Source organism: Xylophilus rhododendri, from assembly GCF_009906855.1.
GTDB lineage: Bacteria > Pseudomonadota > Gammaproteobacteria > Burkholderiales > Burkholderiaceae_C > Xylophilus > Xylophilus rhododendri.
Genome location: NZ_CP047650.1, coordinates 4,087,014 through 4,113,640 on the forward strand (window position 1 = coordinate 4,087,014; position 26,627 = coordinate 4,113,640).

General features: G+C 69.2%; 24 protein-coding genes. 17 read left to right on the plus strand and 7 right to left on the minus strand.

Annotated elements, in window-relative coordinates:
- The first annotated feature begins 158 nt into the window (after positions 1–158).
- Positions 159–851: a hypothetical protein gene (locus tag GT347_RS18855; protein ID WP_160553669.1), complete on the plus strand. Its 693-nt coding sequence runs from the start codon at positions 159–161 to the stop codon at positions 849–851.
- Between the two features lie 22 nt (positions 852–873).
- Here GT347_RS18855 and GT347_RS18860 read toward each other — a convergent pair whose 3' ends face one another.
- Positions 874–1,644, minus strand: coding sequence for an SDR family NAD(P)-dependent oxidoreductase (locus GT347_RS18860; protein ID WP_160553670.1), 771 nt, complete (start codon positions 1,642–1,644; stop codon positions 874–876).
- Between the two features lie 155 nt (positions 1,645–1,799).
- The gene (locus tag GT347_RS18865) at positions 1,800–2,720 is read right to left on the minus strand and encodes a LysR family transcriptional regulator (protein ID WP_160553671.1); all 921 of its coding nucleotides are present in this window, start codon (positions 2,718–2,720) and stop codon (positions 1,800–1,802) included.
- Between the two features lie 99 nt (positions 2,721–2,819).
- Here GT347_RS18865 and GT347_RS18870 point away from each other — a divergent pair, with 99 nt between their 5' ends.
- The 5 genes from GT347_RS18870 to GT347_RS18890 all read left to right on the plus strand — a co-directional run bounded on the left by GT347_RS18870 (position 2,820) and on the right by GT347_RS18890 (position 6,750).
- Positions 2,820–3,488, plus strand: coding sequence for an RraA family protein (locus tag GT347_RS18870; protein WP_160553672.1), 669 nt, complete (start codon positions 2,820–2,822; stop codon positions 3,486–3,488).
- Positions 3,485–4,858 carry an amidase gene (locus tag GT347_RS18875; protein WP_160553673.1) on the plus strand — a complete coding sequence of 458 codons (1,374 nt, stop codon included), beginning with the start codon at positions 3,485–3,487 and terminating at the stop codon, positions 4,856–4,858. Before GT347_RS18870 ends, GT347_RS18875 begins: the two co-directional genes overlap by 4 nt.
- Positions 4,859–4,988: 130 nt before the next feature.
- Positions 4,989–5,960, plus strand: a complete 972-nt coding sequence (locus GT347_RS18880) for a Bug family tripartite tricarboxylate transporter substrate binding protein (protein ID WP_160553674.1) — start codon at positions 4,989–4,991, stop codon at positions 5,958–5,960.
- A gap of 140 nt (positions 5,961–6,100) precedes the next feature.
- Positions 6,101–6,424, plus strand: coding sequence for a type II toxin-antitoxin system RelE/ParE family toxin (locus tag GT347_RS18885; protein WP_160553675.1), 324 nt, complete (start codon positions 6,101–6,103; stop codon positions 6,422–6,424).
- Complete coding sequence (locus GT347_RS18890) at positions 6,421–6,750, plus strand: addiction module antidote protein (protein ID WP_160553676.1); 330 nt, start codon at positions 6,421–6,423, stop codon at positions 6,748–6,750. The genes GT347_RS18885 and GT347_RS18890 overlap by 4 nt, the downstream gene beginning before the upstream one ends.
- 13 nt (positions 6,751–6,763) lie before the next feature.
- Here the strand turns inward: GT347_RS18890 and GT347_RS18895 are convergent, their stop codons facing one another.
- Positions 6,764–7,015 (minus strand): helix-turn-helix domain-containing protein, encoded by a 252-nt coding sequence (locus GT347_RS18895; RefSeq protein ID WP_160553677.1) that lies wholly within the window; start codon positions 7,013–7,015, stop codon positions 6,764–6,766.
- A gap of 85 nt (positions 7,016–7,100) precedes the next feature.
- On the opposite strand from GT347_RS18895, the gene GT347_RS18900 reads away from it, so the two are divergent.
- A complete protein-coding gene (locus GT347_RS18900; protein WP_160553678.1) occupies positions 7,101–7,364 on the plus strand; it encodes a hypothetical protein in 264 nt (87 codons plus the stop codon).
- Between the two features lie 71 nt (positions 7,365–7,435).
- Here GT347_RS18900 and GT347_RS18905 read toward each other — a convergent pair whose 3' ends face one another.
- Positions 7,436–9,736: an NADP-dependent malic enzyme gene (locus tag GT347_RS18905; RefSeq protein WP_160553679.1), complete on the minus strand. Its 2,301-nt coding sequence runs from the start codon at positions 9,734–9,736 to the stop codon at positions 7,436–7,438.
- 206 nt (positions 9,737–9,942) lie between these two features.
- Here GT347_RS18905 and GT347_RS18910 point away from each other — a divergent pair, with 206 nt between their 5' ends.
- The 9 genes from GT347_RS18910 to GT347_RS18950 are packed head-to-tail and all read left to right on the plus strand — an operon-like array spanning position 9,943 to position 21,365.
- Positions 9,943–10,935, plus strand: coding sequence for an SLBB domain-containing protein (locus tag GT347_RS18910; RefSeq protein WP_160553680.1), 993 nt, complete (start codon positions 9,943–9,945; stop codon positions 10,933–10,935).
- A 30-nt stretch (positions 10,936–10,965) separates the two neighbouring features.
- A complete protein-coding gene (locus tag GT347_RS18915; protein WP_229722378.1) occupies positions 10,966–12,321 on the plus strand; it encodes a GumC family protein in 1,356 nt (451 codons plus the stop codon).
- Positions 12,322–12,325: 4 nt separating this feature from the next.
- Positions 12,326–13,375, plus strand: coding sequence for a polysaccharide biosynthesis tyrosine autokinase (locus GT347_RS18920; protein WP_229722379.1), 1,050 nt, complete (start codon positions 12,326–12,328; stop codon positions 13,373–13,375).
- Positions 13,357–14,667 (plus strand): lipopolysaccharide biosynthesis protein, encoded by a 1,311-nt coding sequence (locus tag GT347_RS18925; RefSeq protein WP_160553682.1) that lies wholly within the window; start codon positions 13,357–13,359, stop codon positions 14,665–14,667. Before GT347_RS18920 ends, GT347_RS18925 begins: the two co-directional genes overlap by 19 nt.
- The gene (locus GT347_RS18930) at positions 14,664–15,593 is read left to right on the plus strand and encodes a glycosyltransferase family 2 protein (RefSeq protein WP_160553683.1); all 930 of its coding nucleotides are present in this window, start codon (positions 14,664–14,666) and stop codon (positions 15,591–15,593) included. Before GT347_RS18925 ends, GT347_RS18930 begins: the two co-directional genes overlap by 4 nt.
- On the plus strand, positions 15,577–16,938 hold the full coding sequence (locus GT347_RS18935; RefSeq protein WP_160553684.1) for an O-antigen ligase family protein: 1,362 nt from the start codon (positions 15,577–15,579) through the stop codon (positions 16,936–16,938). Before GT347_RS18930 ends, GT347_RS18935 begins: the two co-directional genes overlap by 17 nt.
- Positions 16,935–19,334: a glycoside hydrolase 5 family protein gene (locus GT347_RS18940; protein WP_160553685.1), complete on the plus strand. Its 2,400-nt coding sequence runs from the start codon at positions 16,935–16,937 to the stop codon at positions 19,332–19,334. Before GT347_RS18935 ends, GT347_RS18940 begins: the two co-directional genes overlap by 4 nt.
- A complete protein-coding gene (locus GT347_RS18945) occupies positions 19,331–20,599 on the plus strand; it encodes a porin family protein (protein ID WP_160553686.1) in 1,269 nt (422 codons plus the stop codon). The genes GT347_RS18940 and GT347_RS18945 overlap by 4 nt, the downstream gene beginning before the upstream one ends.
- 19 nt (positions 20,600–20,618) lie before the next feature.
- Entirely contained in the window at positions 20,619–21,365 is a 747-nt protein-coding gene (locus tag GT347_RS18950) for a polysaccharide deacetylase family protein (protein ID WP_229722380.1), read from the plus strand.
- Between the two features lie 753 nt (positions 21,366–22,118).
- Here GT347_RS18950 and GT347_RS18955 read toward each other — a convergent pair.
- The 3 genes from GT347_RS18955 to GT347_RS18965 are packed head-to-tail and all read right to left on the minus strand — an operon-like array spanning position 22,119 to position 25,459.
- Complete coding sequence (locus GT347_RS18955) at positions 22,119–23,291, minus strand: GNAT family N-acetyltransferase (protein WP_160553688.1); 1,173 nt, start codon at positions 23,289–23,291, stop codon at positions 22,119–22,121.
- The gene (locus GT347_RS18960; RefSeq protein WP_160553689.1) at positions 23,281–24,690 is read right to left on the minus strand and encodes an undecaprenyl-phosphate glucose phosphotransferase; all 1,410 of its coding nucleotides are present in this window, start codon (positions 24,688–24,690) and stop codon (positions 23,281–23,283) included. Before GT347_RS18960 ends, GT347_RS18955 begins: the two co-directional genes overlap by 11 nt.
- Before the next feature lie 28 nt (positions 24,691–24,718).
- The gene (locus GT347_RS18965; RefSeq protein WP_160553690.1) at positions 24,719–25,459 is read right to left on the minus strand and encodes a WecB/TagA/CpsF family glycosyltransferase; all 741 of its coding nucleotides are present in this window, start codon (positions 25,457–25,459) and stop codon (positions 24,719–24,721) included.
- Between the two features lie 277 nt (positions 25,460–25,736).
- Here GT347_RS18965 and GT347_RS18970 point away from each other — a divergent pair, with 277 nt between their 5' ends.
- A complete protein-coding gene (locus GT347_RS18970) occupies positions 25,737–26,618 on the plus strand; it encodes a glycosyltransferase family 2 protein (protein ID WP_229722381.1) in 882 nt (293 codons plus the stop codon).
- Positions 26,619–26,627: the final 9 nt, after the last annotated feature.

The window sequence follows — 26,627 nt, forward strand, 5'->3', positions numbered from 1 at the left end:
TCTGCCGCCCCCCGGCGCGCATCCCCGCCATGTGGCAACCCTCCCTGCCTTCCGCCCTCGTACTGCCCCCGCATGCGGAGGAGGACGACGAGTCCCGCGACGGCTCACCGCCTGTTTCTCCAGGCGATTCCACGAACGCCCTCGATGCCCTGCAGCGCATGAGCGAAGACGTCTCCTCTTCCTTGGGCGCTTCCAGTGCGCCGTCCAGCTGGTCGCAGCCGCGTGTGCCGGCCGGCCCTGCCGTGTCGCTCTTCGGTGCCAGGCGCATGCTCAATGCCCTGCTTCGCCAGATCGGCAACGCCGGAATGGCCGACCGGCCATGGACCGAGGACGCGCTGCGGCGGGTGCTCGCCACGCGCAATCTCAACCTGTCGGCCGATGAGCTGCAGACCGTGATCGCCGCCGCGCAGCCTCGTTCGCCGGCAAGCTCCGGCAACGAGCCTGTGCGGGTACCGGTGCCGCGGGCCGGGCGGCCGCTGCAGCTGCCGGTGCCGCGGACCCTGTCGTGCTCCATGCCGACCGTGCCCGTGCCCCTGCCTCGCCGGCGCTCCACGGCCATCGGCCAGCCGCTGCTGGAGGCGCTGAACCGGCATGTCTTGCCATCGGACCGTAGCTTGCTGTCGCGTCCGCAGCTGATGGACCTACTGCGCACCGAACTCGACGATCCGTCGGAAAACACCTTGACCCGCGCGATCGATCGCCTGCTGGAGCTGGGCGTCCTGTCCACGCCCTGCCGCGGGCGCTATGCCCGCACCGGCAATGCGCTGCCGGTGGCCCGGCTGCTGGAGATGGGCCGCGACCGCAGGGTCGTCGGAACCCGTCGCCGTGCACGCTCGCACGGCAGCCGTTAGACCAGGCGGAAGCGACCGGCGCTTATTGCTCGCTGTAGCTCACCGACAGGCCGCCATCGACGAAGTAGGTGCTGCCGGTGACATAGGCGGCCTCCTCGCTGGCCAGGAAGGCCACCAGGGCGGCCACTTCGTCCGCCTGGCCCAGCCGGCCCAGCGGAATCTTGGCCTGCAGCGGGCGCAGCAGCTCGGGCGTATCCATCAGGTGGCGGTTGATCGGCGTGGCGATGGCGCCGGGCGCCACGTTGTTGATGCGGATGCCGAGCGGCGCGAGTTCGTTGGCCAGGTCGCGGGTCAGCATGCGCATCGCGCCCTTGCTGGCGCAGTAGGAGGCGAAATGCGGAAAGGCCAGCTCCTCGTGCACCGAACTCATGTTGACCACGGCGCCTTTCCTGGCGGCGGCGCGGCAGTGCTTCACGAAGGCCTGGGTGACGAAGAAGGGGCCCTTGACGTTGGTGTCCATCACCAGGTCGTAGTCTTCCTCGGTGGTGTCCCAGAAATCGCTGCTGCGCTCCACGCCGGCGTTGTTGACCAGCACGTCGAGCACGCCGATCGCCTCGACCGCCTGCGCCACCAGCGTGGCGGCCGCCGCGGCGGTGCCGACATCGGCGGCCACGAACACGCAGCGCTGGCCCATGGCCTGCAATTCGGCCAACAAGGCTTTGGTTTCCTCGCTCTCCTTGCGGCCATTGATGACCACGTTGGCGCCTTCCTTGGCGAAGCGCCTGGCGCAGGCTGCGCCAATGCCTTGGGAACTGCCGGTGACCAGAACCGAGCGGCCGGTGAAACGCGCCATGGATATCTCTCCTGATGATGTCGGGCCGGCCCTGGCGGTCGCAGGGCAGCGGTGGGGGGGCGAGCCATCATAGGCAGAGCATCCGCCGCGCATGGGCCGCTTCGCCGGAAAGCGGCGCTGTCCCACGCGTTCTTGCGCCGCGCGGGCAAACGCGCTCAGGGCTGGGCGGCAAGCTCGGCGAAGAAATCCGCCGAAATCAAAATGCTCTTGACCAGCGCGACAATATCCTGAATACCCGAATTCATTTTGTCGTCGAGATAGGATATGTAATACGGCATGCTCGGCACCGGCGGCCGGGTTTCAATGCGCCGCACCAGGCCGTTTTTCAGCGCCTCGGCCACCACGGGTACTGGTAATGCCGCAATGGCATGTCCCGATTGCACCAGCCGAATAATCATGGCAATCGAATTGCAGGAGCTGAAACTGTTGAATTCATAACCGGAGACATGCAGCCAGTCCTTGACCAGCCCGTGCAATATCGACGGCGCCGGATTGGTCACGATGGGCAGCAGCACCGCCCGCTCGGGCGTCAGCGGCGCCGGGCCGGCATCGAAGCCGCTGGCGGCGATCCAGGTCAGGCTGACATGGCCGAGCAGCTCGTCGACCACGTTCGGCCGTTGCAGCGCGGTGCCGTGCAGGGCCAGGTCGATCTCGCGCCGGGCCAGCTTTTCGCGCAAGACCTTGCTCACCTCCAGGCTGAGTTCCACCTTGAGCGCGGGGTGCAGCAGCTTGATCTGCCTCAGAAGCTCGGTGGCGGCGACGGCGGCGCCGGTCTCGTCCGCACCAAAACGGAGCACGCCTTGCAGCGGCACCGTGCTGCCGCCCAACTGCTGGAGTTCATGCCCGGCACGCAGCAAACGCTCGGCATAGGACAGGGCCTTGCGGCCCGCCGCCGTGAGTTCGATGCGCTGGTGGCTGCGCGAGAAAAGCGTGAGTTGCAGCGCGTCTTCCAATTCCTTGATTCTGGTGGAGACGGCCGGCTGGCTGATATGTAAATGCTGGGCCGCGGCATGCACCGTTCCGAGCATTGCGCACCAATAAAAGGCCTCGATTTGGCGCAGGGTAAAACGGGTCATCCATTTATTTTATCAAGCCGCTTTTGAATAATCAATTTTGCTGCCGTGCCTGCCGGCTGATAGCGTGGCGGCCTGTTTTGATTTCCTGAAAGCCGCGCCGTGTTCGTACTCAAATCCCTGCCGCCCCAAGTCGATCCGGCCCTGCTCGAACTGCTGGTGCAGGCGGAGCCCGCCGTCATCGGGCATTTCCGCTATACGGGCTTCATGTCGCCCGACATCAAGGCGCACCAGCAGGACCGTCGGGTGGTCGGCACCGCGGTCACCATCCGTGTGCCGGGCATGGACGGCTCGATGGTCCACTACGCCATCGGCCAGGCGCGCAAGGGCGACATCATCGTGATGGACCGCTGCGGCGAGATGTCCATCGCCTCCATGGGCGGCGCCCTGGCCTATGCGGCCAAGGTGATCGGCGTGGCCGGCTTCGTGGTCGACGGCCTGGTCACCGACCTGGGCGAACTGCGCCAGTACGGCGTGCCGGTCTGGTCCAAGGGCACCTCGGCGGTCACCGTCAAGTCGCTTGGCTTGGGCGGAGAGTTCTGCATTCCGGTGACCTGCGGCGGTGTGGCGGTGAATCCGGGCGATGCCATCCTGGCCGACGAGAACGGCATCCTGGTATTGCCGCCGGAGGATATCGAGGCAGCCGCCAAACGCGCGATCCAGATGCAGGCCGATGAAAAGATCACGCTGCGGCGACTGGATGCGGGCGAGAAATATCCCGACGTCATGGGCACCACGGCGATTATCAAGAAAGCCATGGGACTGGCATGAGCGCCTTGCCTTCCGCCCATACCGGCGCCGATTTTTCCGACGGGTTTCCGGGCATCGCCGAAATGGGGCAATGGCTGCGCGAGGGCCGCTGCAGCTCGGTCGACCTGGTCAAGGCCAGCCTGGCCCGTATCGAGGCGCTCGATGGCGAACTGCACGCCTTCGTCGCCGTGTATGCCGAGGAAGCCCTGCTGGCCGCCGAGGCCGCCGACCGGCAGATCGCCGCCGGCATCCACCTCGGGCCGCTGCAGGGCATTCCGGTGGCGATCAAGGACAACGTCGACCTGATCGGCCGCGCCAGCAGCGCCGGCTGGCCGATGCTGGACCGGCCCGCCACCGAGAACGCCTGGATCGCCCAGCGCCTGCTGGCCAATGGCGCGGTCATCGTCGGCAAGACGCACATGGTGCAGTTCGCCCTCGGCGCCTGGGGCCACAACGAACAGATGGGCGCGCCGCGCAATCCCTGGGGGCGCGATGTGCACCGTGCGCCGGGCGGATCGAGCAGCGGCTCGGCGGTGGCGGTGGCCGCGGGCATGGTGCCGCTGTCCATCGGCACCGACACCGGCGGCTCGGTGCGCATGCCGGCCTCCTTCTGCGGCATCACCGGCCTGAAGCCGACGGTGGGCAAACTCAGCACCCAGGGCGTGGTGCCGCTCAGTACCACACTCGACAGCGTGGGCCTGTTCACCCAGACGGCCGCCGATGCGTCCCTGGCCTATGCGGCCCTGTCGGGCGAGCCCGAGAAGCCGGCCGCCAGCCTGGCCGGCCAGCGCATCGGCTTTTTGGGCCGGGCCGACCTGCAGGGCGTGCAGCCCGAGGTGCTGGCGGCCTACGACGCGGCGCTGGAAGTCTTTCGGCAGGCCGGCGCGCACCTGCAGCCGATCACGCTGACCGGCTCCTTCGACGGCTTCGCCGACATCGCCGCCTCCATCATGCTGCCCGAGGGCGCCGCCTTCTGGGGCGAGCAGGCGGCCAACCCGGCACTGGCCATGGACGGCGCGGTGCGTCCGCGCCTGCTGGCCGGCGCCGCCATCCCGGCCGTGCAGTACGTCAAGGCGCTGCAGAAGCGCGACGCCCTCAAGCGCGAGATCGCCGAGGTGCTGAGCCGCTTCGACGCCTTCGTCACGCCCGCCACGCCGCACACCGCCACCGCGCTCGCCGACATCGACCATGGCAAGCCGCCGGTGAAGTACACGCGGGTGGTGAACCTGCTGGACCTGTGCGGCGTGTCGCTGCCGCTGGGCCTGGACGGGCAGCAACTTCCCATCGGCCTGCAGATCGCGGCAGCCGAAGGCGCCGACGCCCTGCTGATGCAGATCGCCCGTGCCTTCCAGGCCGCGACGCGCTGGCACGAAACACGCTGGAAGGCCTGAACACCGCACAGCCAGAGAGATCGCGCCGATAAGAACACCACACCGGCGGAGCGAAGAGGAGACGAGATTTCAGAAACCGCGGCCTGCGCGAGCCAGCCGCTCTTTCCAACTGCCACCTGGACCTCTTGTCATGAAAAATTTCCTCCGGTCCCTGACCCTCGCCGCGGCGAGCATCGCCTGCCTCTGCGCTCCCGCCTTCGCCGACGACTATCCCAACAAGCCGATCAAGCTGATCGTGCCCTTCCCGCCGGGCGGCAGCGTGGACATGGTCGGCCGCCTGGTCGGCCAGAAGCTCTCCGAAGCGCTCGGCCAGCCGGTGCTGGTGGACAACCGCTCCGGCGCCGGCGGCAACATCGGCATGGACTTCGTCGCCAAGGCGCCCAAGGACGGCTACACCCTGCTGGTCGCGCCCTCGGGTTATGCGGCCAACCAGCACCTGTTCGCCAAGCTGCCCTTCGATCCCAACAAGGACCTGACCCCGGTCATCCGCGTGGCCGACCAGCCGGCGGTGCTCATCGTCAATCCCAAGCTGCCGGTGAAGAACGTCAAGGAACTGATCGCCTATGCCAAGGCCAACCCGGGCAAGGTCAACTTCGGCACCTCCGGCGTCGGCGGCGCGCAGGACGTGGCGGCGCGGCTCTTCATGAGCATGACCGGCACCGAGATGGTCAACGTCGCCTACCGCGGCGGCGCCCCGGCCCTGGCCGACCTGCTGGCCGGCCAGATCGACCTGATGTTCGAGACCTCGCCCACGGCGGTGCCCTACGCCAAGAGCGGCAAGCTGATCCCGCTGGCCGTGACCACCGAGAAACGCATCGCCAGCCTGCCCGACGTGCCCACCATCGCCGAAGCCGGCATCCCCGGCTACCACTCCATCACCTGGATCGGCATGGCCGCCCCGGGCGGCACGCCGCCGGCCATCGTGGCCAAGCTCAATGCCGAGATGCAGAAGGTGCTGGCCGACCCGGCCGTCAAGAAGCAGATCGGCGAGATCGCGCTGGACATCGCCGGCGGCTCGGTGGAGGACTTCTCGAAGTTCCTGAAGAAGGAATCGGCGGACTACGCCAAGTTCGTGAAGGACAACAACATCACGCCGCAGTAAGCCCGGCTTTTTTCACAGAGGCGGGGTCGGCCGGTCCGGGGGGATTCGGCCGGCCCCGCTTTCTGCTTCCGCCCGTAAGAATTCCTCGAAGTGGTTCGGGCTGGTCGGAGGTAAGTAGCTTATAAGCTACGATTTCTGGCATGATCGAGCTTTTCCGCTACCGTCGCGACGACGGATACGAGCCCTTCAGCGACTGGCTCAACGCCCTGCGCGACAAGGCCGCCCAGGCGCGGATCCGCATCCGCCTGCGGCAGGTGCAGACCGGCAACTTCGGCGACTGCAAGTCGGTCGGCGAGGGCGTCAGCGAACTACGGGTGCACATCGGCCCCGGCTACCGCGTGTATTGCGGGCGCCATGGCAAGACGGTCGTGCTGCTGCTGTGCGGCGGCGACAAGGCCAGCCAGGCGAGCGACATCACACGGGCAAAGGAAATGTGGCTGCAATGGAAACGGAGTCAGACATGAGCAAACTCAAGAACGCGGTGTCCCACCATGATGCGGAGTTGGCCGAGCTGCGCGCCGACCGGCAGGTCGCGGTCGAATACCTCAAGGCCGCCATGGAGTCGCTGGACGACCCCAACGACCGCGCCGCCGGCCTGCTGGCCCTGCGCACCGTGGCCGAGGCCTACGGCGGCCTCGGCGCCGTCGCCCACGAGGCGGGGATCAGCCGGGAGGCGCTCTATCGCGCGCTGTCGCCCAAGGGCAATCCCACGCTCAAGACCTTGCTGGCGGTGCTCAAGACGGTTGGCCTGCGCCTTTCCGTCGAGTCGGAAAAACACGCGCACGCTTAAGAAGCCTGGACGATCACGCCTGTCGTCGATAACGCTGGCTCACCGATCCGACGAGTTCGGCAGGCGCGACCTGCAGGGCTGCCGCCAGCCGAAACAACGTTGAGAGCGAAGGGCTGGTCTGCGCCAGTTCGAGCTTCGCGACAAAGGTCCGGTTGAGTGAAGCCTTGAAGGCGAGGGCTTCCTGGCTGTCTCCGGTCGCGGTTCTGCGAGCCCGTATCTCGGCGGCGAAAGCCTGGAGAAGATCGCTGTCTTGTGCGGATTTCATCCGCTGCAATGTTCTGTAATTGCAGTGTTTATGCACCTGCTTATATGGTACAAAATGGCTTCTTCCCAAGGAGGAGGCATGAGCCATGCAGGGACCCACCGACGCCGAGCTGCACCAAGCGCAAGAGCTTATCGAACAGATCGTATTGCTGGCGGCCACGGCCGACCGGCTCTGTCATCACTTCCCGGCCGATAGCGAAGATCTGGAGCGTCATCGCGATCACGCCGATGTCCTGCGCCAGATCATTCAGCGGCTCGGTTGGACGGCTGACGCCGCGGCGTGCGCGCTGGCGCCGGAACGCACCACCGGCGATGCCGCCTGCTGGCTGTTGCCCATGACGCCTCGCTGACATCCAAAAGAAAAGCCGCGGCACTCGCATGCCGCGGCTTTCGTTCGTGGACCGGGCCGCAGCCCGGCCGGTCAGGCCGCCTTGGCCGCCGCCGCTTCGGCCGCCGCCAGCGCCGTCATGTTCAGGATCCGGCGCACCGTGGAGGACGGCGTCAGGATGTGCACCGGCGCGGCCGCGCCCAGCAGGATGGGGCCAATGGTCATGCCCTGGCCGCTGGTGGTCTTCAGCACATTGAACAGGATGTTGGCCGCGTCCAGGTTGGGGCAGATCAGCACGTTGGCCGAGTCGGTCAGCAGGCTGTCGGCCACGCCCGAGCCGGCGCGCACGCTGGCCGACAGGGCGGCGTCGCCATGCAGCTCGCCTTCGGCCTCGATGTCGGGTGCCAGTTCGCGGAAACGCTCGAAGGCCGCGCGCATCTTCAGCGCCGAGGGGCGCGTGCTGGTGCCGTAGTTGCTGTGCGACAGGAAGGCCACCTTGGGCGGCAGGCCAAAGCGCTTGACGGCCTCGGCGGCGGCCAGGGCGATCTCGGCCAGTTCTTCCGCGTCGGGCGTGTCGTTGATGTAGGTGTCGGCGATGAACAGGGTCTGCTGCGGCAGCATCAGCGCGTTGAGGGCGGCGAAGCCATGGGCGCCGTCCTTCAGGCCGACGATGTGGCTCACATGCTCCAGGTGGTGGTCGTAGCGGCCGACCAGGCCGCAGAGCATGGCGTCGGCATCGCCGAGCTTGACCATCAGCGAGGCGATCAGCGTGTTGCTGCGGCGCACGGCGGCCTTGGCGGCCTCGGTGCTGATGCCGTTGCGCTGCATGGTGGCGTGGTAGGCCTCCCAGTAGGTGCGGAAACGCGGGTCGTCCTCGGGATTGACGTTCTCGAAGTCGCGGCCGAGCTTCAGGCGCAGGCCGGCCTTCTGGATGCGCGCCTCGATGACGGCCGGGCGGCCGATCAGGATGGGCTTGCACAGGCTTTCGTCGATGGCGACCTGCACGGCGCGCAGCACACGTTCGTCCTCACCTTCGGCGAAGGCCACGCGCTGCGGGCTCACCTTGGCGGCGGCGAACACCGGGCGCATGAACATGCCGGTCTTGTAGACGAAGCGGGTCAGCGTTTCGCGGTAGGCCTCGATGTCCTCGATCGGGCGGGTGGCCACGCCCGAGGCCACGGCGGCCTGGGCCACGGCCGGCGCGATGCGCAGGATCAGGCGGGGATCGAAGGGCGTGGGGATCAGGTAGTCGGGGCCGAACACCAGTTCCACGCCCGGATAGGCGGCGGCGACCTCGTCGCTGGTCTCGGCCTTGGCCAGCTCGGCGATCTCGCGCACGCAGGCCAGCTTCATCTCCTGGGTGATCTTGGTGGCGCCGCAATCGAGCGCGCCGCGGAAGATGTAGGGGAAGCACAGGACGTTGTTGACCTGGTTCGGATAGTCCGAGCGGCCGGTGGCGATGATGCAGTCCGGGCGGATGGCCTTGGCCAGCTCCGGGCGGATCTCCGGCTCGGGGTTGGCCAGGGCCAGGATGATGGGCTGGCGCGCCATGGTCTTGACCATGTCCGCCGTCATCACGCCGGGGGCCGAGCAGCCCAGGAACACGTCGGCGCCATTGACCACGTCGGCCAGGGTGCGGGCCTCGGTCTTCTGGGCGTAGCGGGCCTTGGATTCGTCGAGCTTGCCGGGGCGGCCTTCGTAGATCACGCCCTTGGAGTCGACCATGAAGATGTTCTCGCGCTTCACGCCCAGGCCCACCATCACGTCCACGCAGGCGATGGCCGCGGCGCCGGCGCCGGAGACGGCGATCTTCACCTCGTCGATCTTCTTGCCGACCAGTTCCAGCCCGTTGAGCAGGGCGGCCGAGGAGATGATGGCGGTGCCGTGCTGGTCGTCATGGAACACCGGGATGTTCATGCGCTTGGAGAGCTGCTGCTCGATGTAGAAGCACTCGGGCGCCTTGATGTCCTCGAGGTTGATGCCGCCCAGCGTGGGTTCGAGCGAGGCGATGATCTCGATCAGCTTGTCCGGATCGCGTTCGGCCAGCTCGATGTCGAACACGTCGACGCCGGCGAACTTCTTGAACAGGCAGCCCTTGCCTTCCATCACCGGCTTGGCGGCCAGCGGGCCGATGTCGCCCAGGCCCAGCACCGCGGTGCCGTTGGTGATCACCGCCACCAGGTTGCCGCGCGAGGTGTAGTCGGCCGCCTTGGACGGGTCGGCCTGGATGTCCAGGCAGGGGTAGGCGACGCCCGGCGAATAGGCCAGGGACAGGTCGCGCTGGTTGTCCAGGCGCTTGGTCGGCTCCACCGAGATCTTGCCCCGGGTGGGCAGGCGGTGGTAGTCGCGGGCTGCGTCGCGCAGGGCCTCTTCGGCCGCGGAAAGCTGGGTCATGGCGTGTGTCGCCCCGAGTGGGGAGGGGTACAACAAAAGGGGTCGGCAGCTTACCCCAGCGCGGCCTGCTTTGGCCGTGCGGGGAAATACATACGCATGCTGCACTGCGGCATGGCGCGGGAGTGCCCCGCAAAGACGGGGGCTCATGCAGCACTGCTTGGTACACTGCGAACCCGTTTGTATTCGTAACAGATTTAGCAAAAAAGATGTCGAACTGCTGGAGCGCCTTCCCCGCCCTGGGCCGCCGCCCGGTGCTCCGCATCCGCTGCCTGCTGGCTGCCGCTTTCGGCGCCCTGGCGCTGTGCGGCGCGTCGTGGGCCCAGGTACCTTCCGATGCGAGCCGCGGCGGCATCCTGCCGGCAGCGCCCGGCGTGCTGCAGACGCAGGCCTTGCCGAGTTCCACGGTGAGCAACGCCCGCATCGGCAGCGGCGACGTGCTGCGCATCACGGTGCTGGGCCAGCCCGACCTGTCGGCCGAAGTCGGCGTGAACGACCGCGGCTCGGTGGCCGTGGCCCTGATCGGCGAGGTGCCGGTGGCGGGCCTGTCGACCAGCGACGCCGCCGCCCTGATCGCCGACCGCCTGCGCAAGGGCGGTTTCCTTCTGCAGCCCGAGGTGTCGGTGGATGCGGTGCAGATCCGCAGCCAGCTGGTCTCGGTGCTGGGCGAAGTGCGCCAGCCCGGCCGCTACACGATTCCCGGCCGGCTCACCGTGCTGGAGCTGCTGGCCACCGCCGGCGGCCTGACCGACAACGCCGACCAGACCGTCACCCTGCTGCGCCTGGCCGACCCGGCCGCCGTGGCCGCCTCGGCCGCCGGCAACGTGCCGGCCAGTCCCGACGCGGTGCCGGCCGATGGCGGCCGGCGCATCCCGATCCGCCTGGGCGACGCCACGGCCTCCGGCGGCGCCAGCCGCGGCGGGCTCGACGCCGAGCTGCGCACCGGCGACGTGGTCTATGTGGAGCGCAAGAAACTCTTCTACATCCACGGCGAGGTCAACCGCCCCGGCGCCTATCCGATGGAGCCCGGCATGACGGTGATGCGTGCCCTGGCCCTTGGCGGCGGCGCCAACCTGCGTGCCTCGCTCAAGCGCATCGACATCCACCGCAGCGTCAACGGTGCCGACCAGCCCTTCCGCGCCGGCATCGCCGAGCCGGTGCTGCCGGGCGACACGGTGTACGTCAACGAAAGCCTGTTCTAGATGGCCACCGTCAACGCACCTCCCGCCGGCATGTCGTCGACGCAGCTGATCGCGATGATCCGCGCCCGCCGCCGGCTGGTGCTGGGCGTGGCGGCGCTGACCTTCCTGGCCACCGCCCTGGTGCTGATGGTGGTGCCGCGCAGCTGGACCGCGTCGTCCGACGTGTATGTCGACTACAAGGCCGCCGACCCGATCAGCGGCCGGCAGTTCTCCGCCGGCCAGGACGAGAGCTACCTCAGCACCCAGATCGACATCCTGAGCAGCCGCGCCGTCACCGAGCGGGTGGTCGACAGCCTGAACCTGCGCGATTCGCCGGACTACCGCGAACTGGTCGCCAAGGTCGGCTCGGACAAGGCCTACTCGCAGCTCGTCAAGACGATCGCCGACAGCACGCAGGCGGTCAGCCGCCGCACCAGCCGGGTGATCGAGGTCTCGTATTCCGCCGACTCGCCCGACAAGGCGCGCGACTATGCCAATGCGGTGGTGCGCTCCTACATCGCGCTGTCCGCCGAGATCGCCTCCAACGCGGCGCGCTCGCGCAGCGAGCAGTACAACGCGCAGCTGGAGAAGCTGCGCGCCGAGGTCAACCGCATCCAGGACGAGCTGACCGCCTACCAGCAGAAGGTCGGCATCCTGAACGTGAACGAGCGCGACGACGTGGCCAATGCCGAGATCGGCAACCTGACCACCTCCCTGGTCAACCTGCAGAACCAGCGCCAGGAAGCCCTGGGCCGCCAGCACACCATCGACTCGATGCTGCAGAGCGGCCGGCCGGAAGACCTGCCCGAGATCGGCAGCCAGCCCGCCGTCGCCGACCTCAAGGCGCGCCTGAGCGATGTGGACCGGCGCCTGACCGAGGCCCGCTCGGTGCTCGGCCCCAACCATCCGCGCAGCCGCAGCCTGGTCGCCGAACGGGCCGAACTCAGCGCCCGCCTGGCCCGCGAGACGCGCTCGGCCGTCTCCGCGCGCCGGCTCGACCTGGACCGGCTGGCCGGCCAGCAGCGCGACGTGGAGCGGCTGATTTCCGTGCGCCAGAAGAAGCTGCTGGAGCAGAAGGCCCAGCGCGACACCCTGCTGGCCTACCAGCGCCAGCTCGATGGCGCCGAGCGTGTCTACACCGCGGCCACGCAGAAGTACGATGACATCCTGATGGCCGGCAACATCAGCGCGGTCAACCTGACCGTGCTGCGCCAGGCCGAGACGCCGAGCATCCCGTCCAAGCCGCGCGTCACCAGCAGCCTGGCCGCCAGCCTGGTCGCCGGCCTGCTGCTGGGCCTGTGCATCGCGCTGCTGCTGGAGCTGGGAACACGCCGTCTGCGCAGCCGCGAAGACCTGGTGCGCGGCCTGCGCCTGCCCGTCCTGGGTGAAATCGGCATGGTGGGCTGAAGCGATGGATCCTTTCGAAAGCACCGAAATCCCCCAGGCCGACCGCGCCCATGCGCCGGTGCGGCAGCGCCCGGTTCCGCCGCCGGTGATGCCGGTGGCCGCCGAGGCCGCGGAAACGGCCCAGGCACCGGTGGGCGCCACGCCCGACAAGATCGGCGACCGCTTCGTGCACGCCGGCCTGCTCACCCATGCGCAGGTCGCCCAGGTGGTGGAGCGCCAGCACAGCTCCGGCACGCGTTTCGGCGAGGCGGCGGTGCAGCTTGGCCTGCTGTCGCAGGCCGATGTGCAGTCGGTGCTGTCGCAGCAGTTCCGCTACGCCACCGGCACCGGGCCGCGCACCGGGCTCGATCCTTCCCTGGCGATCGCGCTGGCGCCCTACAGCGCCGAGGCCGAAGCCGTGCGCCGGGTGCGCGCCGAACTCTCGATCCGGCTGTCGGCCCTGCCCAAGCTGGCCGTGGCCATCGTCAGCCCGGGCGACGGCGAGGGCAAGAGCTACCTGGCCGCCAGCCTGGCGATCGCCTATTCGCAGCTGGGCAAACGCACGCTGCTGGTGAATGCCAACCTGCGCAGCTCCGGCCAGCGCGACTGGTTCGGGCTCAACCGCAAGGACGGCCTGTCCACCATGCTGGCCGGCCGCGCGCCGATCAGCGCGGGCGAGCCGGCGCCAGGCTTTCCGCTGCTGCATGTGATCGGCTCCGGCCCGCAGCCGCCCAATCCGCTGGAGATCCTGCTGGAGCCGGCGCTCGAACGCCTGCTGACCTCCTTCGCCGAGGACTTCGACGTGTTCATCATCGACACGCCCGGCGCCGGCGAATCCTCCGACGCCCAGGTCATCGCCCGCCAGGTCGGCCAGTGCCTGCTGGTGGGACGCCAGCATGTCACCCGCCTGGAAGACCTGGAACGCACCCAGGCCCAGCTGGTCACCTCCGGCGCGCAGATGGTGGGCATCGTCTACAACACCTTCGATGCCGGAGCCCGGGCCCCGGCGCTGCCGGCCGGCAAGCAGCGGGGCGGCTGGCTCAAAGCCTTGCGCCTATGGCCGCGCCGCAGCTGAAGCCCCCCGGCCGCGCCGGCCGCCGCCTGCTGCTCGACTCCTTCGCCTCGCTGTTCGACCAGGGCCTGCTCTCGGCGCTGAACCTGGCGCTGGGGCTGCTGCTGATCCGGCTGACCGCCAAGGAGAGCTACGGCCTGTACGCCCAGCTCTACGTGGCGGGCATCTTCACGACCTCGCTGCTCGATGCGCTGGTGACCGGGCCGCTGACCACCCTGGCGCCCGGCATGGACGATGCGAAGCGCCAGGCCCTCATCGCCCATCTCGACCGCTACCAGCGGCGGCTGGCCGCGGGGCTGGCGGTGGTCTCGGGCGTCGCGGCGGCTGCCGTCGTGGCCTGGTTCGGCCTGGATGCGCATCCCGTGGCCCTGGGCCTGGCCTTCGCCGTCTACGTGTGGGCCGGCTCGTTGCGTGAATACGGCCGCAGCGTGGGTTATGTCGAAGGCCGGGCGCGCGCCGTGCTGCGCATGGATGCCTGGTATGGCGTGGCGGTGGTCGTCTCCATCCTGGGGCTGGCCGCGCTGCAGTGGCTGAGCGTGCCGGCGGTGATGCTGGCGCTGGGCCTGTCCAACCTGGCGGCGCTGTCGCTGCGGCCGTTGAAGGCCGAGGGCGGCGCCGTCGGTTACGCCGAGGCGGTGGCCGCCGTCTGGCAGCGCAGCAAGTGGGCGCTGCCGGGCTCGCTGGTGGCCTGGCTGACCAACTACAGCTATCTCTACCTGGCCGCGCTGTGGCTGGGCGTGGGCGCCTCGGCCGATCTGAACGCCTCGCGCCTGCTGCTGATGCCGCTGTCGCTCTGCGCCCTGGCCTGGGCGCGGGTGGCGCGGCCGCATGCGGTGCGCCTCTTGAAGTCGGGCGGGCACAAGGCGCTGGACCGGTACGCGCTGCTGTCGGTGGCCGGCCTCGAACTGCTCACCTTCTTCTACGCCGGGATCCTGTGGCTGCTGCTGCCCTGGCTGGAAACCCATGTGCTGGGCGACAAGTACAAGGGCCTGGAGCCCCTGCTGCTGGTCTGGACGCTGTACTTCGCCGTCTACGGCGCCCGCTGGATCGGCACCTCGCTGCTGTCGAGCGGCGACCGCTACCGCATGCTGCTGATCAGCGGCGTGATGTGCCTGGTGGTGATGCTGGCCGCCACCGCCTACGCCGTGCCGCGCTGGGGCGTGCAGGGCGCGGTGGCGGCGCTGACGCTGGTGGAACTGCTCGACCTGCTGCTGATCTGGCTGGTGCTGCTGCCCGCCGCCCGGCGCGATGCCATGCGCCCGCCCGCCGCACCCCCGACCGGAGCCGCGCCATGAGCCTGGAGACGACACCGCAGGTCAGCGTCTGCATCTGCACCTTCAAGCGGCCGCAGCTGCTGGACGATCTGCTGCGCGCGCTGCACGGCCAGATCGGCCCGGATGCCGGCGTGGAGTTCGTCGTGGCCGACAACGACCCCGCGCATTCCGCCCGCGAGGTGCTGGCCGCCTGGAGCCAGCGCCTGCCGCTGCGGGTGCTGCATGTGCCGGTGCCCAACATCGCCTCGGCGCGCAACGCGGTGGTGGGCGCCGCGCGTGCGCCCTGGCTGGCCTTCATCGACGACGACGAATCGCCCGACGCCGACTGGCTGGGCCAGCTGCGCCAAGCGCAGGCGCGGTACCAGGCCGACGTGGTCTTCGCCCCGGTGGTGCCGCGCTACGTGGCCGGCACGCCCGACTGGCTGCGCCTGGGCGGCTTCTTCGACCGGCCGCGCTTCGCCACCGGCACGCCCATCACCACCCGCGACGCGCGCACCGGCAACGTGCTGCTGCGTACCGAGCTGGTCCGCGCCCTGGGCGACATGCCTTTCGACGTGGCCTTCGGCCGCACCGGCGCCGAAGACACGGTGCTCTTTCGCACCCTGCTGGCGCGCGGCGCGCGTTTCGTCTGGTGCGACGAAGCCACGGTGCAGGAAGAGGTGCCCCTGGCCCGCGCCAACACCGCCTGGCTGCTGCGCCGCTCCTACCGGCTGGGCCAGACCTGGCTGGTGTCCGAAACCTTCGAGCTGCGCGGCGGCGCCTGGCTGCTGCGCGTGGGCGCGCTGGGCCTGCGCGCCTTCGCCCAGCTGCTGATCGCGGGCGGGCTGGCGCTGCTGCTGTGGCCCTTCTCGCGCATCCGTTCCTTCCGCTGGCTGCGCGCGACCGTCGCGCAGCTCGGCAAACTCAGCGCCCTGGCGGGCCATCGCTACCATGAATACGGCGGCTGACACTGCGCCATCGTCCGGCGGCGGCATCGCCGCGCCCCTGGAGCTGTGGCTGATCCGCGCCCTGGTCGCCTTCAGCTTCGTCTTCTGCTTCCTGCCGTCCAACTTCACCTGGACCTACGACGAGCAGGACTTCGACTTCACCCAGGGCTCGATCGCCACGCAGCTGGAGTTCGGCTCCATCTTCCTGGCCGGCGTCTGGCTGGCCTGGCGCCATGCCGACTGGACCCTGCTGCGCCTGCGCCAGGCCAATCTGTTCCTCTTCCTCTTCGTGGGTTTCGCCGTGCTGTCGGCCGCCTGGTCGGGCTATCCGATGGTGACGCTCAAGCGCTCGGCGCAGCTGGTGGGCTTTCTGATCGTGGGCATCGCCATCGCCCCGCCGGTGGGCGGCTCGCGCCAGGTGCTGCAGGTGCTGATGTGCACCCTCACCGTGCTGCTGGTGCTGTCGCTGTTCACCGTGGTGCTCAACCCGCGCGTGGGCATAGACACCATGCTGGGCAATGCCTGGCGCGGCCTGTTCCTGCAGAAGAACACCACCGGCCAGGCCGCCGCCATCTGCGCGCTGCTGTGGCTGCGCGAGGGTTTCGAGGCACGCTGGCTGCCGCGCCCGGCCTGCGTGCTGGCGCTGCTGTTCTCGCTCTTCATGCTGGTGATGGCCAAGAGCAGCACCTCGCTGCTGGTGTTCTGCATCGGCAGCCTGCTCTACGTGGTGATGCGCCGGCAGTACGTGGTGATGCGCCAGCCCTGGTGGCTGATCGGCCTGACCGGCTGCGTGCTGCTCGGCCTGGCGGTGCATCTGTTCTACGTGCTGACCGGCCACCTGCCCGGCTGGGACGACATCGCCGGCTCGATCGGCGCGCTCTTCGGCAAGGATTCCGACCTGACCGGCCGCACCGACATCTGGGAGCTGGTGCTGCGCGAGGTGCGCCAGCACCCGGTGATGGGCACCGGCTACGGCGCCTTCTGGCTGGGGCTGGAAGGCCCGGCCGAGGCCATCGCGCGCGCCCTCTACTGGATTCCGCTGCAGTCGCACAACGGCTATCTGGACATCGTCAACGAGCTGGGTTTCGTCGGCCTGGGCCTGGCGCTCTGCGTCTTCGCGCGCCACGCGGTGCTGCTGGGCCGGCTGCTGCAGATCGACCGCGAGGAGGGCGCGATGCACTGCGTGATCTTCGTGCTGATCCTGATCAGCAACATGACCGAGAGCGAGATCTTCCGCGGCTCGCTGTTCTACAACATCCTGTTCCTCTACTCGGCCTGCAGCGTTGCCTCGCAGGTCGCCCTGGCCGGACAGGCGTTGACCGACGATGAAGGCACGCCGGCGCGGCCGGTACAAGGACTCGCATGAGGTGGACGGGTGTTTTCGCGGCGGCAGGCCTGGTGCTGCCGTTCTGGCTGGCGGCCTGCGCGCAGGCCCAGCCGGTGGTGCCGGCGCCGGCCTTCGTGCAGGACGGCGCGGGGGTGCCCTTCTTCCGTTTCGCGGTGGACGAGGATGGGCTGGGCGGCGCGCCCGACCGCTCGGCCATGAACCGGCCGCTGGATGCCGCCTCGCGCATCGTGGCGCACGACGGCCATTTCTTTTCCGTGGGTGCCGACGGCAAGGCCGGCGGCGGCGACGACCAGCGGGTGCGCCTCTTCGGGGTGAACCTGTCCTTCGCCGCCAACTTCCCGTCCGACATCGATGCGGTGAAGCTGGCCAAACGCCTGCGCAAGCTCGGCTTCAACGCGGTGCGGCTGCACCACATGGATTCGGCGCCCGACACCCGCGCCAACCCGCCGCGCAGCGTGCTGCTGCCGGGGCCGTTCCCCACCTTCAACCCCGAGGCGCTGATGCGCCTGCGCCGGCTGATCGAGGCGCTGTCGGCCGAAGGCCTCTACGTGGACCTGAACCTGCGGGTGGGCTACCGCTTCCGCCCCACGGTCGACCAGGTGCCGCCCATGGACGGCGGCGCGGCGGCCGCGCCCTACACCGCGCCGATCTACATCTACACCCCGCGCATGATCGAGCTGGAGGAGCGCTACGCCCGCGGCCTGATCCGCGGCCTGGGCCTGCGCAACCATCCGGCGCTGGCGCTGGTGGAGGTGAGCAACGAATCCTCGCTGCTGGCCGCCTGGCGCCGCCGCGAATGGCATGCGGCCGTGCCGCGCGCCTACGAACCCCTGCTGCGCGAGCAGTGGAACCGCTGGGCGGTGAAGCAGTACGGATCGGCCGCCGCCGCCTGCAAGGCCTGGGACGGCTGCCCCGACGCCAGCGCCCCGCTCGACCTGCCCATGCCCGGCGACGAGGCCATCGTGCCCGGCGCCCTGGGCCAGCTGCAGGAAAAAGTCAGCCGCCGAGCGCGTGAACTGGCCCAGCGCTGGTGGGGCGCCTCGGCCGCGGCCGGCGGCAGCGACGCCGCGCCCACCGGCCGGGTGCTGCGCACCCAGGACTTCCTGCGTTTCCTGGCCGACACCGACCGCGCCTACTACGAACGCATGCGCCGCGCGGTGCAGGAAGAGACCGATACCCGGGTGCCGGTCAGCGGCACCCAGATGGACTACGGCGGCGCGCTCAACCACGACGCCAGCACCGGCATGGACTGGCTGGACACCCACTTCTACGCCGACCATCCCGACTTCCCCGGCAACGACTTCAATCCGCTGAACTGGCGCATCCGCGATGCCTCGCCCGCCGCCCCGCCCTGGCTGGACCGCATGCTGGTCATGTCCTACTGGCGCGACGCCGGCAAGCCCTTCGTGGCCAGCGAGATCAGCGTGCCCTTTCCCAACCGGCAGGGCGGCATGGGCACGCCCCTGATCGCGGCCTTCGCGGCGCAGCAGGACTGGGACGGGCTCTTCCTCTTCGACTACGCCGACGGCGACACCTGGGCCGACGTGCCCGCCGGCTTCACCCTGTCGGGCGACTGGGGCCGCTACGCCATGGTGGGCCAGTCGGCGCAGCTGTTCCGCTCGCCGCTGGTGGCCAGCCTGCCGCCCGCGCCGCCGCTGTCGCTGCCGCTGTCGGGCCGCCTGGCCATCAATGCCAGCGAGGACCGCTGGGCCATGGATTCGGTGCTCGACGCCCGCACCGGCGTGCGGCCGGAGATGGCGCTGCAGCGGCAGATCAGCGTCTCGCCCCGCGCCACGGCCTGGCAGCCGGTGGCGCCCGCGCCGGCCGCCACGCCGGCCTTCGAATCCGACCGCACACGCGGCACGCTGCTGCTGCGCTCGCCCCAGGCGCGCGGCTTCTTCGGCGCGGTGGGTGCCGGCCGGTCGCTGGGCGATGCCACGGCGCAGCTCACGCTGCGGGTGGCCGGCGCCGGGCCGAAGGAAGCGCGCGGCATGGCCAGCGTGCTGCTCACCAGCCTCGACGGCAAGCCGATCGCCGATGCGCGGCAGCTGCTGGTCTCGGTGTCCGGCGCGGTGCGCGGCACCCAGCCGGCCTCCATGCCCCGGCGGCCGGTGGACCTGGTGCCCTACAACGGCGACCGCGAGTTCTGGACCTTCGAGCGCGATCCCGCCTCGCCCGGCCAGCCCTCGGGCTCGCGCGAGGCCACCGGCCCGGTCTGGGTGGAGCGTGTGGCCGCCGAGCTGCGTTTCGCCACCACGGCGCGCAGCGCCACCGTCTATCCGCTCGACGGCAGCGGCCGGCGCATGGCGGCCCTGCGCGCCGACCAGGTGCGCATCGAAGCCGGCCAGCTGCGTGTGCCGCTGCAGGTCGAGGCCGCGCAGGCCAGCCTCTGGTACGAGGTCGTCGCCCAGTGAGCCCGCGGCGCGCCGCCCTGGTCTGCCTGGCCGCGTTCTGCGTGCCGGTGGGCGGGCGCGCCACCACCGAGATCGCCGGGCAGGTCGGCACCAGCGTGCAGTCGGTGGACAACCCCTTTCTCTTTCCCGAGAGCAGCGCCGATCCCCTGAAACGCCGCGACCGCGTGCAGACCACCGACCTGGGCGTCGCCATGCGCATGCCGCTGCCCAGCGACCGCAGCTTCCTGGCGGTGGGCGCCACCGCCTCGCGGGTGGTGTACGACGCGCTCAGCCAGCTCGACTACACCGCCAGCCAGTTCGACGGCCTCTATCAGTGGGAGTACGGCAGCGCCCTGCGCGGCCGGCTGCGCCACCGCGAGGGCGATAGCCTCTACAACTACTACGGCGGCTTCTTCACCCAGCGCGAGGTGCCGCATGCGCGCCAGGACCTGGCCGAGGTGTCGCTGCGCATCACGCCCGAACTCGAACTGCCGGTGACGGCGACCAGCGGCTCGCTGAAATACCAGGACGCGGGCCTGGCCGAGCGCTACAACCAGGAGGAAAAAGGCCTGCGCCTGGCGCTGAGCTACACCTCCGGCCGCCGCTCCACCTTCAGTGCCGGCGTGCGCCAGAACGAGGTGCGGTTTCCCCAGCGCAACGCCGCCGACGTCGCCAGCATCGACTCGGCCTACACCGACCGCGAAGTCTTCGTGGACACCGCCTGGCGCTACAGCGACAACACCATCGTCTTCGGCCGCATCGGCCGCCTGGACCGCAGTTTCGCCAGCCTGAGCAACCGCGACACGCAGCTGGTCTCGCTGAGCTCCGGCGTCGAATGGCGCTATTCGCCCAAGACCTATCTCTCGCTGCGCGGCTACCGCCAGCCGCAGACCAACGGTCAGGCCGACCTGCGGCTCTACGTCATCTCCACCGGCATCGAGGGCCGGGTGCTCTACGACATGACGGCCAAGACCCGCATCTCGCTGACCGGCGGCTACGAGCAGCAGAAGTACCAGAGCTTCAGCAACACGGCGGCTGCCGCGACCGGCGGCACCGACAAGGTGATGCGGGTATCGGCCCGCGTCGAGTATTCGCCCACCCAGCACACGCTGGTGCGGCTGGAGGGCCTGCGCGAGCGCTATTCGCCGGACCCGGCGGTCAGCACCACCGGCGACTTCACCCGCAGCAGCCTGCAGCTGGGGCTGTCCTACACCTTCGAGAACATGCAGGGTGCCAACCGCGCCCGCACCCAGCTCGATGCGATGCGCTACGACCGGGTGCAGTGATGCGCCCCAGGACTCCGCCATGAACCTTGCCCAGCGCGCCAGCCGCTTCCTGTCCCGCCATACCGACCGGCGGCTGCTGCCCTTGCGGGGTGAGGTGGGGGTGGTGAGCTTCAGTTTCGACGATGCGCCGATGTCGGCCTGCATGGCGGGCGCGGCGGTGCTGGAGCGGCATGGTGTGCGGGGCACCTTCTATGTGGCCGGCGGCCTGACCGATGGGGTGGAGGAGGGGCTGGCCTGCCATTCCGAGGCTGTGCTGCGGCGGCTGGTGGCCGAGGGGCATCAGCTGGGCTGCCACAGTTTTTCGCATGTGCATGTGGATCGCATTCCTGCTGCTTCGCGGCGCGAGGAGTTCGACCGCAATGCGGCTTTTCTCGGTGGCCTGGGCGTGGATCTGCGGACGCTGGATTTCGCCTATCCCTTCGGTGGGGTCAATGTGGGGGCCAAGCACGACTGCGCGCTTCGGTTTCGCTCTTCCCGCGCCACCGGCGGCGGCACGCATGTGGGGACTGCCGACCTGAATGCCCTGCGGACCCACCGCTTCTACCGGAGCCAGCCGGATGGGGTTTCCTACGAGGAGCGGCTGGCGGTGGCCGCTGCGCAGCGGGGGTGGCTGGTGGTCAATACGCACGAGGTGCAGCCGGATGCCGGGGCGTTCGGGTGTACGGCTGAGGATCTGTCCCGGGCTGTGGGGCTGGCGCTGGAGGCTGGGTGTCTGGTGTTGACTGTGGGGGGGGCGCTGGACCATTGGATGGGGGCTGGGCGCTAGGGGGTGCTCCTTTGCGGAGGGCTTTGTCTCCTGCGGAGGGATGGTTCTCCTGCGGGGGCCTGGTTCTCCTGCGGAGGGCGGAGCTGGGGCTGCGCGCCCCAGACCGCGCTCACTTTCTTTGCTTCGCCAAAGAAAGTAAGCAAAGAAAGGCGACCCGACACCCGAGGCCCTTCGGGCACCGCTGCGGTACTCGCAAAGGCGGGGTCCACGACAACTCGCCTTCGGCTCAAACAGGTCGTGGCCCTGATCCGCCTTTGCTCCGTTCCTCGCTCTCGGGCTCACGGGACCCGGATACGGGGACAGCGGCTGCTTCGCAGCGCAACGGACCTTCGCTGCGCTCGGCCTCCACTGAAATGCGGCGCACAAGCTGGGGCGGGTATTCATCAGCCAGCGGCCGAGCGAAGCGACGGCCCGTTGCCCTGCGAAGCAGTGGCTGTCCCCGCTCCCGGGTCCCGTCTGCGGGTGAGCGAGGAGCGCAGCAAAAGCGGATCAGGGCCACGACCTGTTTGAGCGAAGCGAGTTGTCGTGGACCCCGCTTTTGCGAGCACCGCAGCGTGCCCCCTCCGAAGGAGGGGGACTCCCGCAGCCGGGTCGCCTTTCTTTGCTTACTTTCTTTGGCGAAGCAAAGAAAGTGAGCGCGGTCTGGGGCGCGCAGCCCCAGCTCCGCCCTCCGCAGGAGAACCAGCCCTAAGCAAGGACATCAGCCCCAAGCAAGGAGATCAGCCCTCCGCAAGGAGACCAGACCCAAGAGCTTCACCCCTTGCCACGCACCCGACGCACAAACGCCCGCAACGCCGGCACCTCCCGTGCCATCTCCCGCACCCGCTGCAGGTTGTAAGCACCGCGCCCCAGCGTCGTGAACGCCTCCCGCAGCGAATACAGCGGCATATGCCGGTCCGCCCACTGGAACTTGTAGGCCTCGTCGCCCGCGGTGAAGTCGAAGACCTTCAACCCGTCGTCGATGCTGCGGCGGATCGCCGCCTCCATCAGCACCCGCCCCGGCGAGAGCTTGGCCCAGGCCTCGTCGTAGGTCGGCATCAGCCAGTACAGCGTGTCGCCCATGCGCAGCCCCCAGTGGGTGGCGATCGGCTTGCCGTCGAGCATCAGGGCCGACACCACGGCCTGCACGCCCTGCAGCGGCGTGCTGTTGAGGCGATCGAAGAAGCTGCGGAAGGCGGGCAGGGCGAAGGCGTCGAAGGCGCCGGTCTGCTGCCAGCGGCGGGACTTCTGCTCGGCGAGGGCGTCCATCACCAGCCGCAGATCGGCGGGGTCTTCCACCAGCGGCAGCATGCGCAGCTCACCGGCGTCGGACAGGCGGCGCAGCTGGCGCCGCGTGTCGGCCAGCAGGCCGGTGCTGCGTCCGGCCGCGTACTCGGCGAAGCTGGCGGGCAGCCGGGCGGCATGGGCGCTTTCGTCCTGACGCGCGCCGGGCAGGGCGGCGAAGGGATTGGGCAGCTCGCCGATCGTCGCCGGCAGGCGCCGCACCCGCACCTGGTCCACCGAGGGCAGGGCGGCGATGAAGCCGCGCCACAGCCGCGCCGCATGGTCGGGCGTGAGGGCGCGGGCGAAGTCGGGGTCGATCAGGGGCGCCTGGTAGTCGATCATCTCGCCGCCCAGGAAACCCATCACCCGCAGCAGGCCCACGCGCCGGAAGCCCATGGGCAGGATCAGCACCGTGGGGCCGTCCGGGCTGTGCGCGCGCAGCTCGGCGATGCACACCTTCCAGCCCTGCGGCTTGCCCAGGGTCTCGAACCAGATGCGCACCCAGTCGAAGCTCTGGAAGGCCGTGGCGGCCATGCGCGGCCAGGCTTCGCGCCAGCGCGATTCGACCGACTCCAGGCTGGCATGCACCGCCACATGCAGCGAGGCGGGCAATGAAGGGAGGGGGGCGGTGGGGGCGAGCGGCGCGCTTGCCTCAGAAGGCATGTCGGTCCCGCACGACGAGCAGGGCGGTCATCAGGATGATGCGCAGGTCCAGCATCAGCGACCAGTTGCGGATGTAGTGCAGATCGAGTTCCACCCGGCGCTCCATCTTGTCCAGCGTGGAGGTCTCGCCGCGCGCGCCGTTGACCTGCGCCCAGCCGGTGATGCCGGGCTTGACCTTGTGGCGCAGCATGTAGCCGCGCACCTGGCGCCGGTACAGCTCGTTGTGCTGCACCGCATGCGGCCGCGGGCCGACGATGCTCATCGAGCCGCCCAGCACGTTGAAGAACTGCGGCAGTTCGTCGAGCGAGGTGCGGCGCAGGAAGGCGCCCACCGGCGTCACCCGCGGGTCGTTGCGTTTGGCCTGCTGCACCACGCCGGCGGCGTCGGGCTGGGGGTCGTTGCGCATCGAGCGGAACTTGTAGACCGAGATCTCCACCCCGCCCGCGCCGTAGCGCTTCTGGTGGAACAGGATGGGGCCGGGCGAACTCATGCGCACGGCGATCGCGCACAGCACCATCACCGGGCTGGCCAGCAGCAGCAGGAACATCGACATGACCATGTCCATCGCCCGCTTGCAGATGCGCGACAGGCCGAGGAAGGGCGTCTCGTAGGCCACCAGCACCGGCATGTCGGCCAGCTCGGCGTAGTGCACGTTACGCAGGCCGGCGGGGCGGTAGTCGGGCACGAAGTAGATCGAGACGACCGAGTCCAGCAGCGAATCCAGCAGCGCCTGGGCACGCGCGCCGTGGGCGCCGCGCAGGCCGATGAAGACCATGTCCACCCGGTGCGTCTGGATCCACTCGTGGGCCTTGGACACCTCGCCGAGCTTCTCCAGCCCCGCGGTGTTGAGCCCGCGCGGCACGTCGCGGTCGTCGAAATAGCCCAGCGGCGTGATGCCGAGAATGGGCGAATCGCGGAAGGTGGCCGAGAGCTGCGCCGCCTCCTCGTCGAAGAACACGAACACCGCCTTGCGCCGCAGGCTGGGCGCGCTGTAGAGGCCGATGGCCATGCGCCGGCACAGCAGCAGCAGCGGCAGCAGCACGAAGGGCGTGGTCAGCAGCCAGCCCAGCATCACCAGGCGCGACATGCTCTCGCCCACCTTGGCCACGTAGAGCGAGAACAGCACCACCGAGAAGGTGATCGCCCAGCGCCGCAGCAGCGAGCGCGCCAGCAGCTTCCAGCGCACCCGCACGTCCAGCAGCTCCTGGCCGATGTCGCGGAAGGCCACCATGCCCATGGCGAAGCCCAGCAGGCTGACAACATTGAAGTTGCTGAATTCGGCCTGGCTGTAGGCGCCCACCCACAACAGCAGCGTGACACTCAACGCGCTTGCGCAGATGAGGGCCACGACACCGTTGAAGAAGGTCGCGTGATGGGTTGTCTTTTGCACTCCGGCCATGTCGGGATTTCAGCGGTAAGCAGTGTTTTTATCGGACGTTGGCGCTGCGCTGCGCGGAGATGGTGCGCTCGTTCCACAACAGGCGTATGAAACGCACGCTCTGTACCAGGTAACGGCGCCAGAGACGTCGGGGTTCGGTGGCCAGGCGCCACAGCCATTCCATGCCGTGGCGCTGCATCCACAGCGGCGCCCGGCGCTTGTGGCCCAGGGCGAACTCCAGGGCGGCGCCCACGCACATCACCACCGAGGTGGCGAGGCTGGAGCGGTGCAGCATGGCCCAGGTCTCCTGCTTGGGCATGCCCAGGCAGACGAACACCATGGCCGGCTGGCTGCGGGCGATGCGGCGCACCGCCTCGTAGCCTTCGATGCCGTCGGCGGAAAACTGCATCGAAGGGGAATACACCTCGACCTGCAGCCCCGGGAACCGGGCCGACAGCTCGGCGGTCAGCTGCGGCTCGTCGCCCGGCATGCCGCCGACCACGAAGATCGGCAGGCGCAGCGCGGCGGCGCGCTCGGCCAGGGTCACGAAGAGATCGGCGCCGGTCACACGCTCGGGCAGCGGCGTTTCGGCCAGGTAGTGGCTGGCCCAGACCAGCGGCATGCCGTCGGCGAAGATGGCATCGGCGTCCCGGTACAGCGCGACGAACTCGGCCGTGGCGCGGTCCAGCCGCACCAGATGGTCCACATTGGTGGTGACCACGACCGTGGCCGGGCGCACGCCCAGCGTGGCGGTCTGCGTCAGGCGGTCCGCCGCTTCGGTGTAGCGCATGGCCAGGATGTCCAGGCCAAACAGATGGCAGACCGGCAACCGGTTCTCGCTACCGAACGGCCGCGTCTGGGCCGGCGGAAGAGGAATGGGATTCGACACTGTCATGGATGGGGGCGGGAACCGGGCAAGCGTAGCGTAACTTACTGTTAACGTCACTGTTAGGATGTGGCGATACTCTCTTTGTACTTCAGTTGTACCCAACTCCATGCCACGTTTGTCGCCATCCGAACTCGTTCCGGTGGAGTCGCCGCCTGCAGTAGAGCCACGCATCATTGCGATGGTGATCATCTCGCCGGTGCGTGACGAAGCCGAGTATCTGCGGCTGACCCTGGATTCGGTGGTGGCCCAGACCTGGCGGCCGGTGGAATGGATCGTGGTGGACGACGGCTCCACCGACGAAACCCCGCAGATCGTGGCCGAGTACGCGGCCCGCTACCCCTTCATCCGCCTGATCACCCGCACCGACCGCGGTTTCCGCAAGCTCGGCGGCGGCGTGGTCGCCGCCTTCGAATTCGGCCGCGCGCGCATCGAGCACCAGGACTGGCGCTACATCGTCAAGCTCGACGGCGACATGTCCTTCGGCCCTCGCTATATCGAACGCATGGTCGGCCGGCTGGAGGCCAACCCCCGGCTGGCGGCCGTCTCCGGCAAGGTGTTCCGCCGCGAGGGCGAGAGCTTCGTCGAGGAGGCGCACGGCCACGAACAGGTCGCCGGCCAGTTCAAGCTCTACCGGCGCGAGGCATTCGAGGACATCGGCGGCTTCGTCGAACACCTGGCCTGGGACGGCATCGACGTGCACACCTGCGCCATGAAAGGCTGGGAGACCCTGGCCACCTACGACAAGGAAGCCTGGCTCTGGCACCACCGGGTGATGGGCTCCTCGGACCGCGACCTCTTCGTCGGCCGCATGCGCTGGGGCCGCGGCAACTGGTACCTGGGCTACCACCCGCTGTATGCGGTGGTGGCGGGGCTCAACCGCATGCGCGAGAAGCCCTATGTGATCGGCGGCCTGCTGATGATCGTCGGCTACTTCTGGGCCGCCATCCGCCGGCTGCCGCGCTACGACAACCCGGAATTCCAGCGCCACCTGCGCAAATGGCAGAACGGCCGCCTGAAGGACGCGCTGACCGGCCGGCTGCGCGAGCGCGACAGCGCCTGAGGGGCGGGG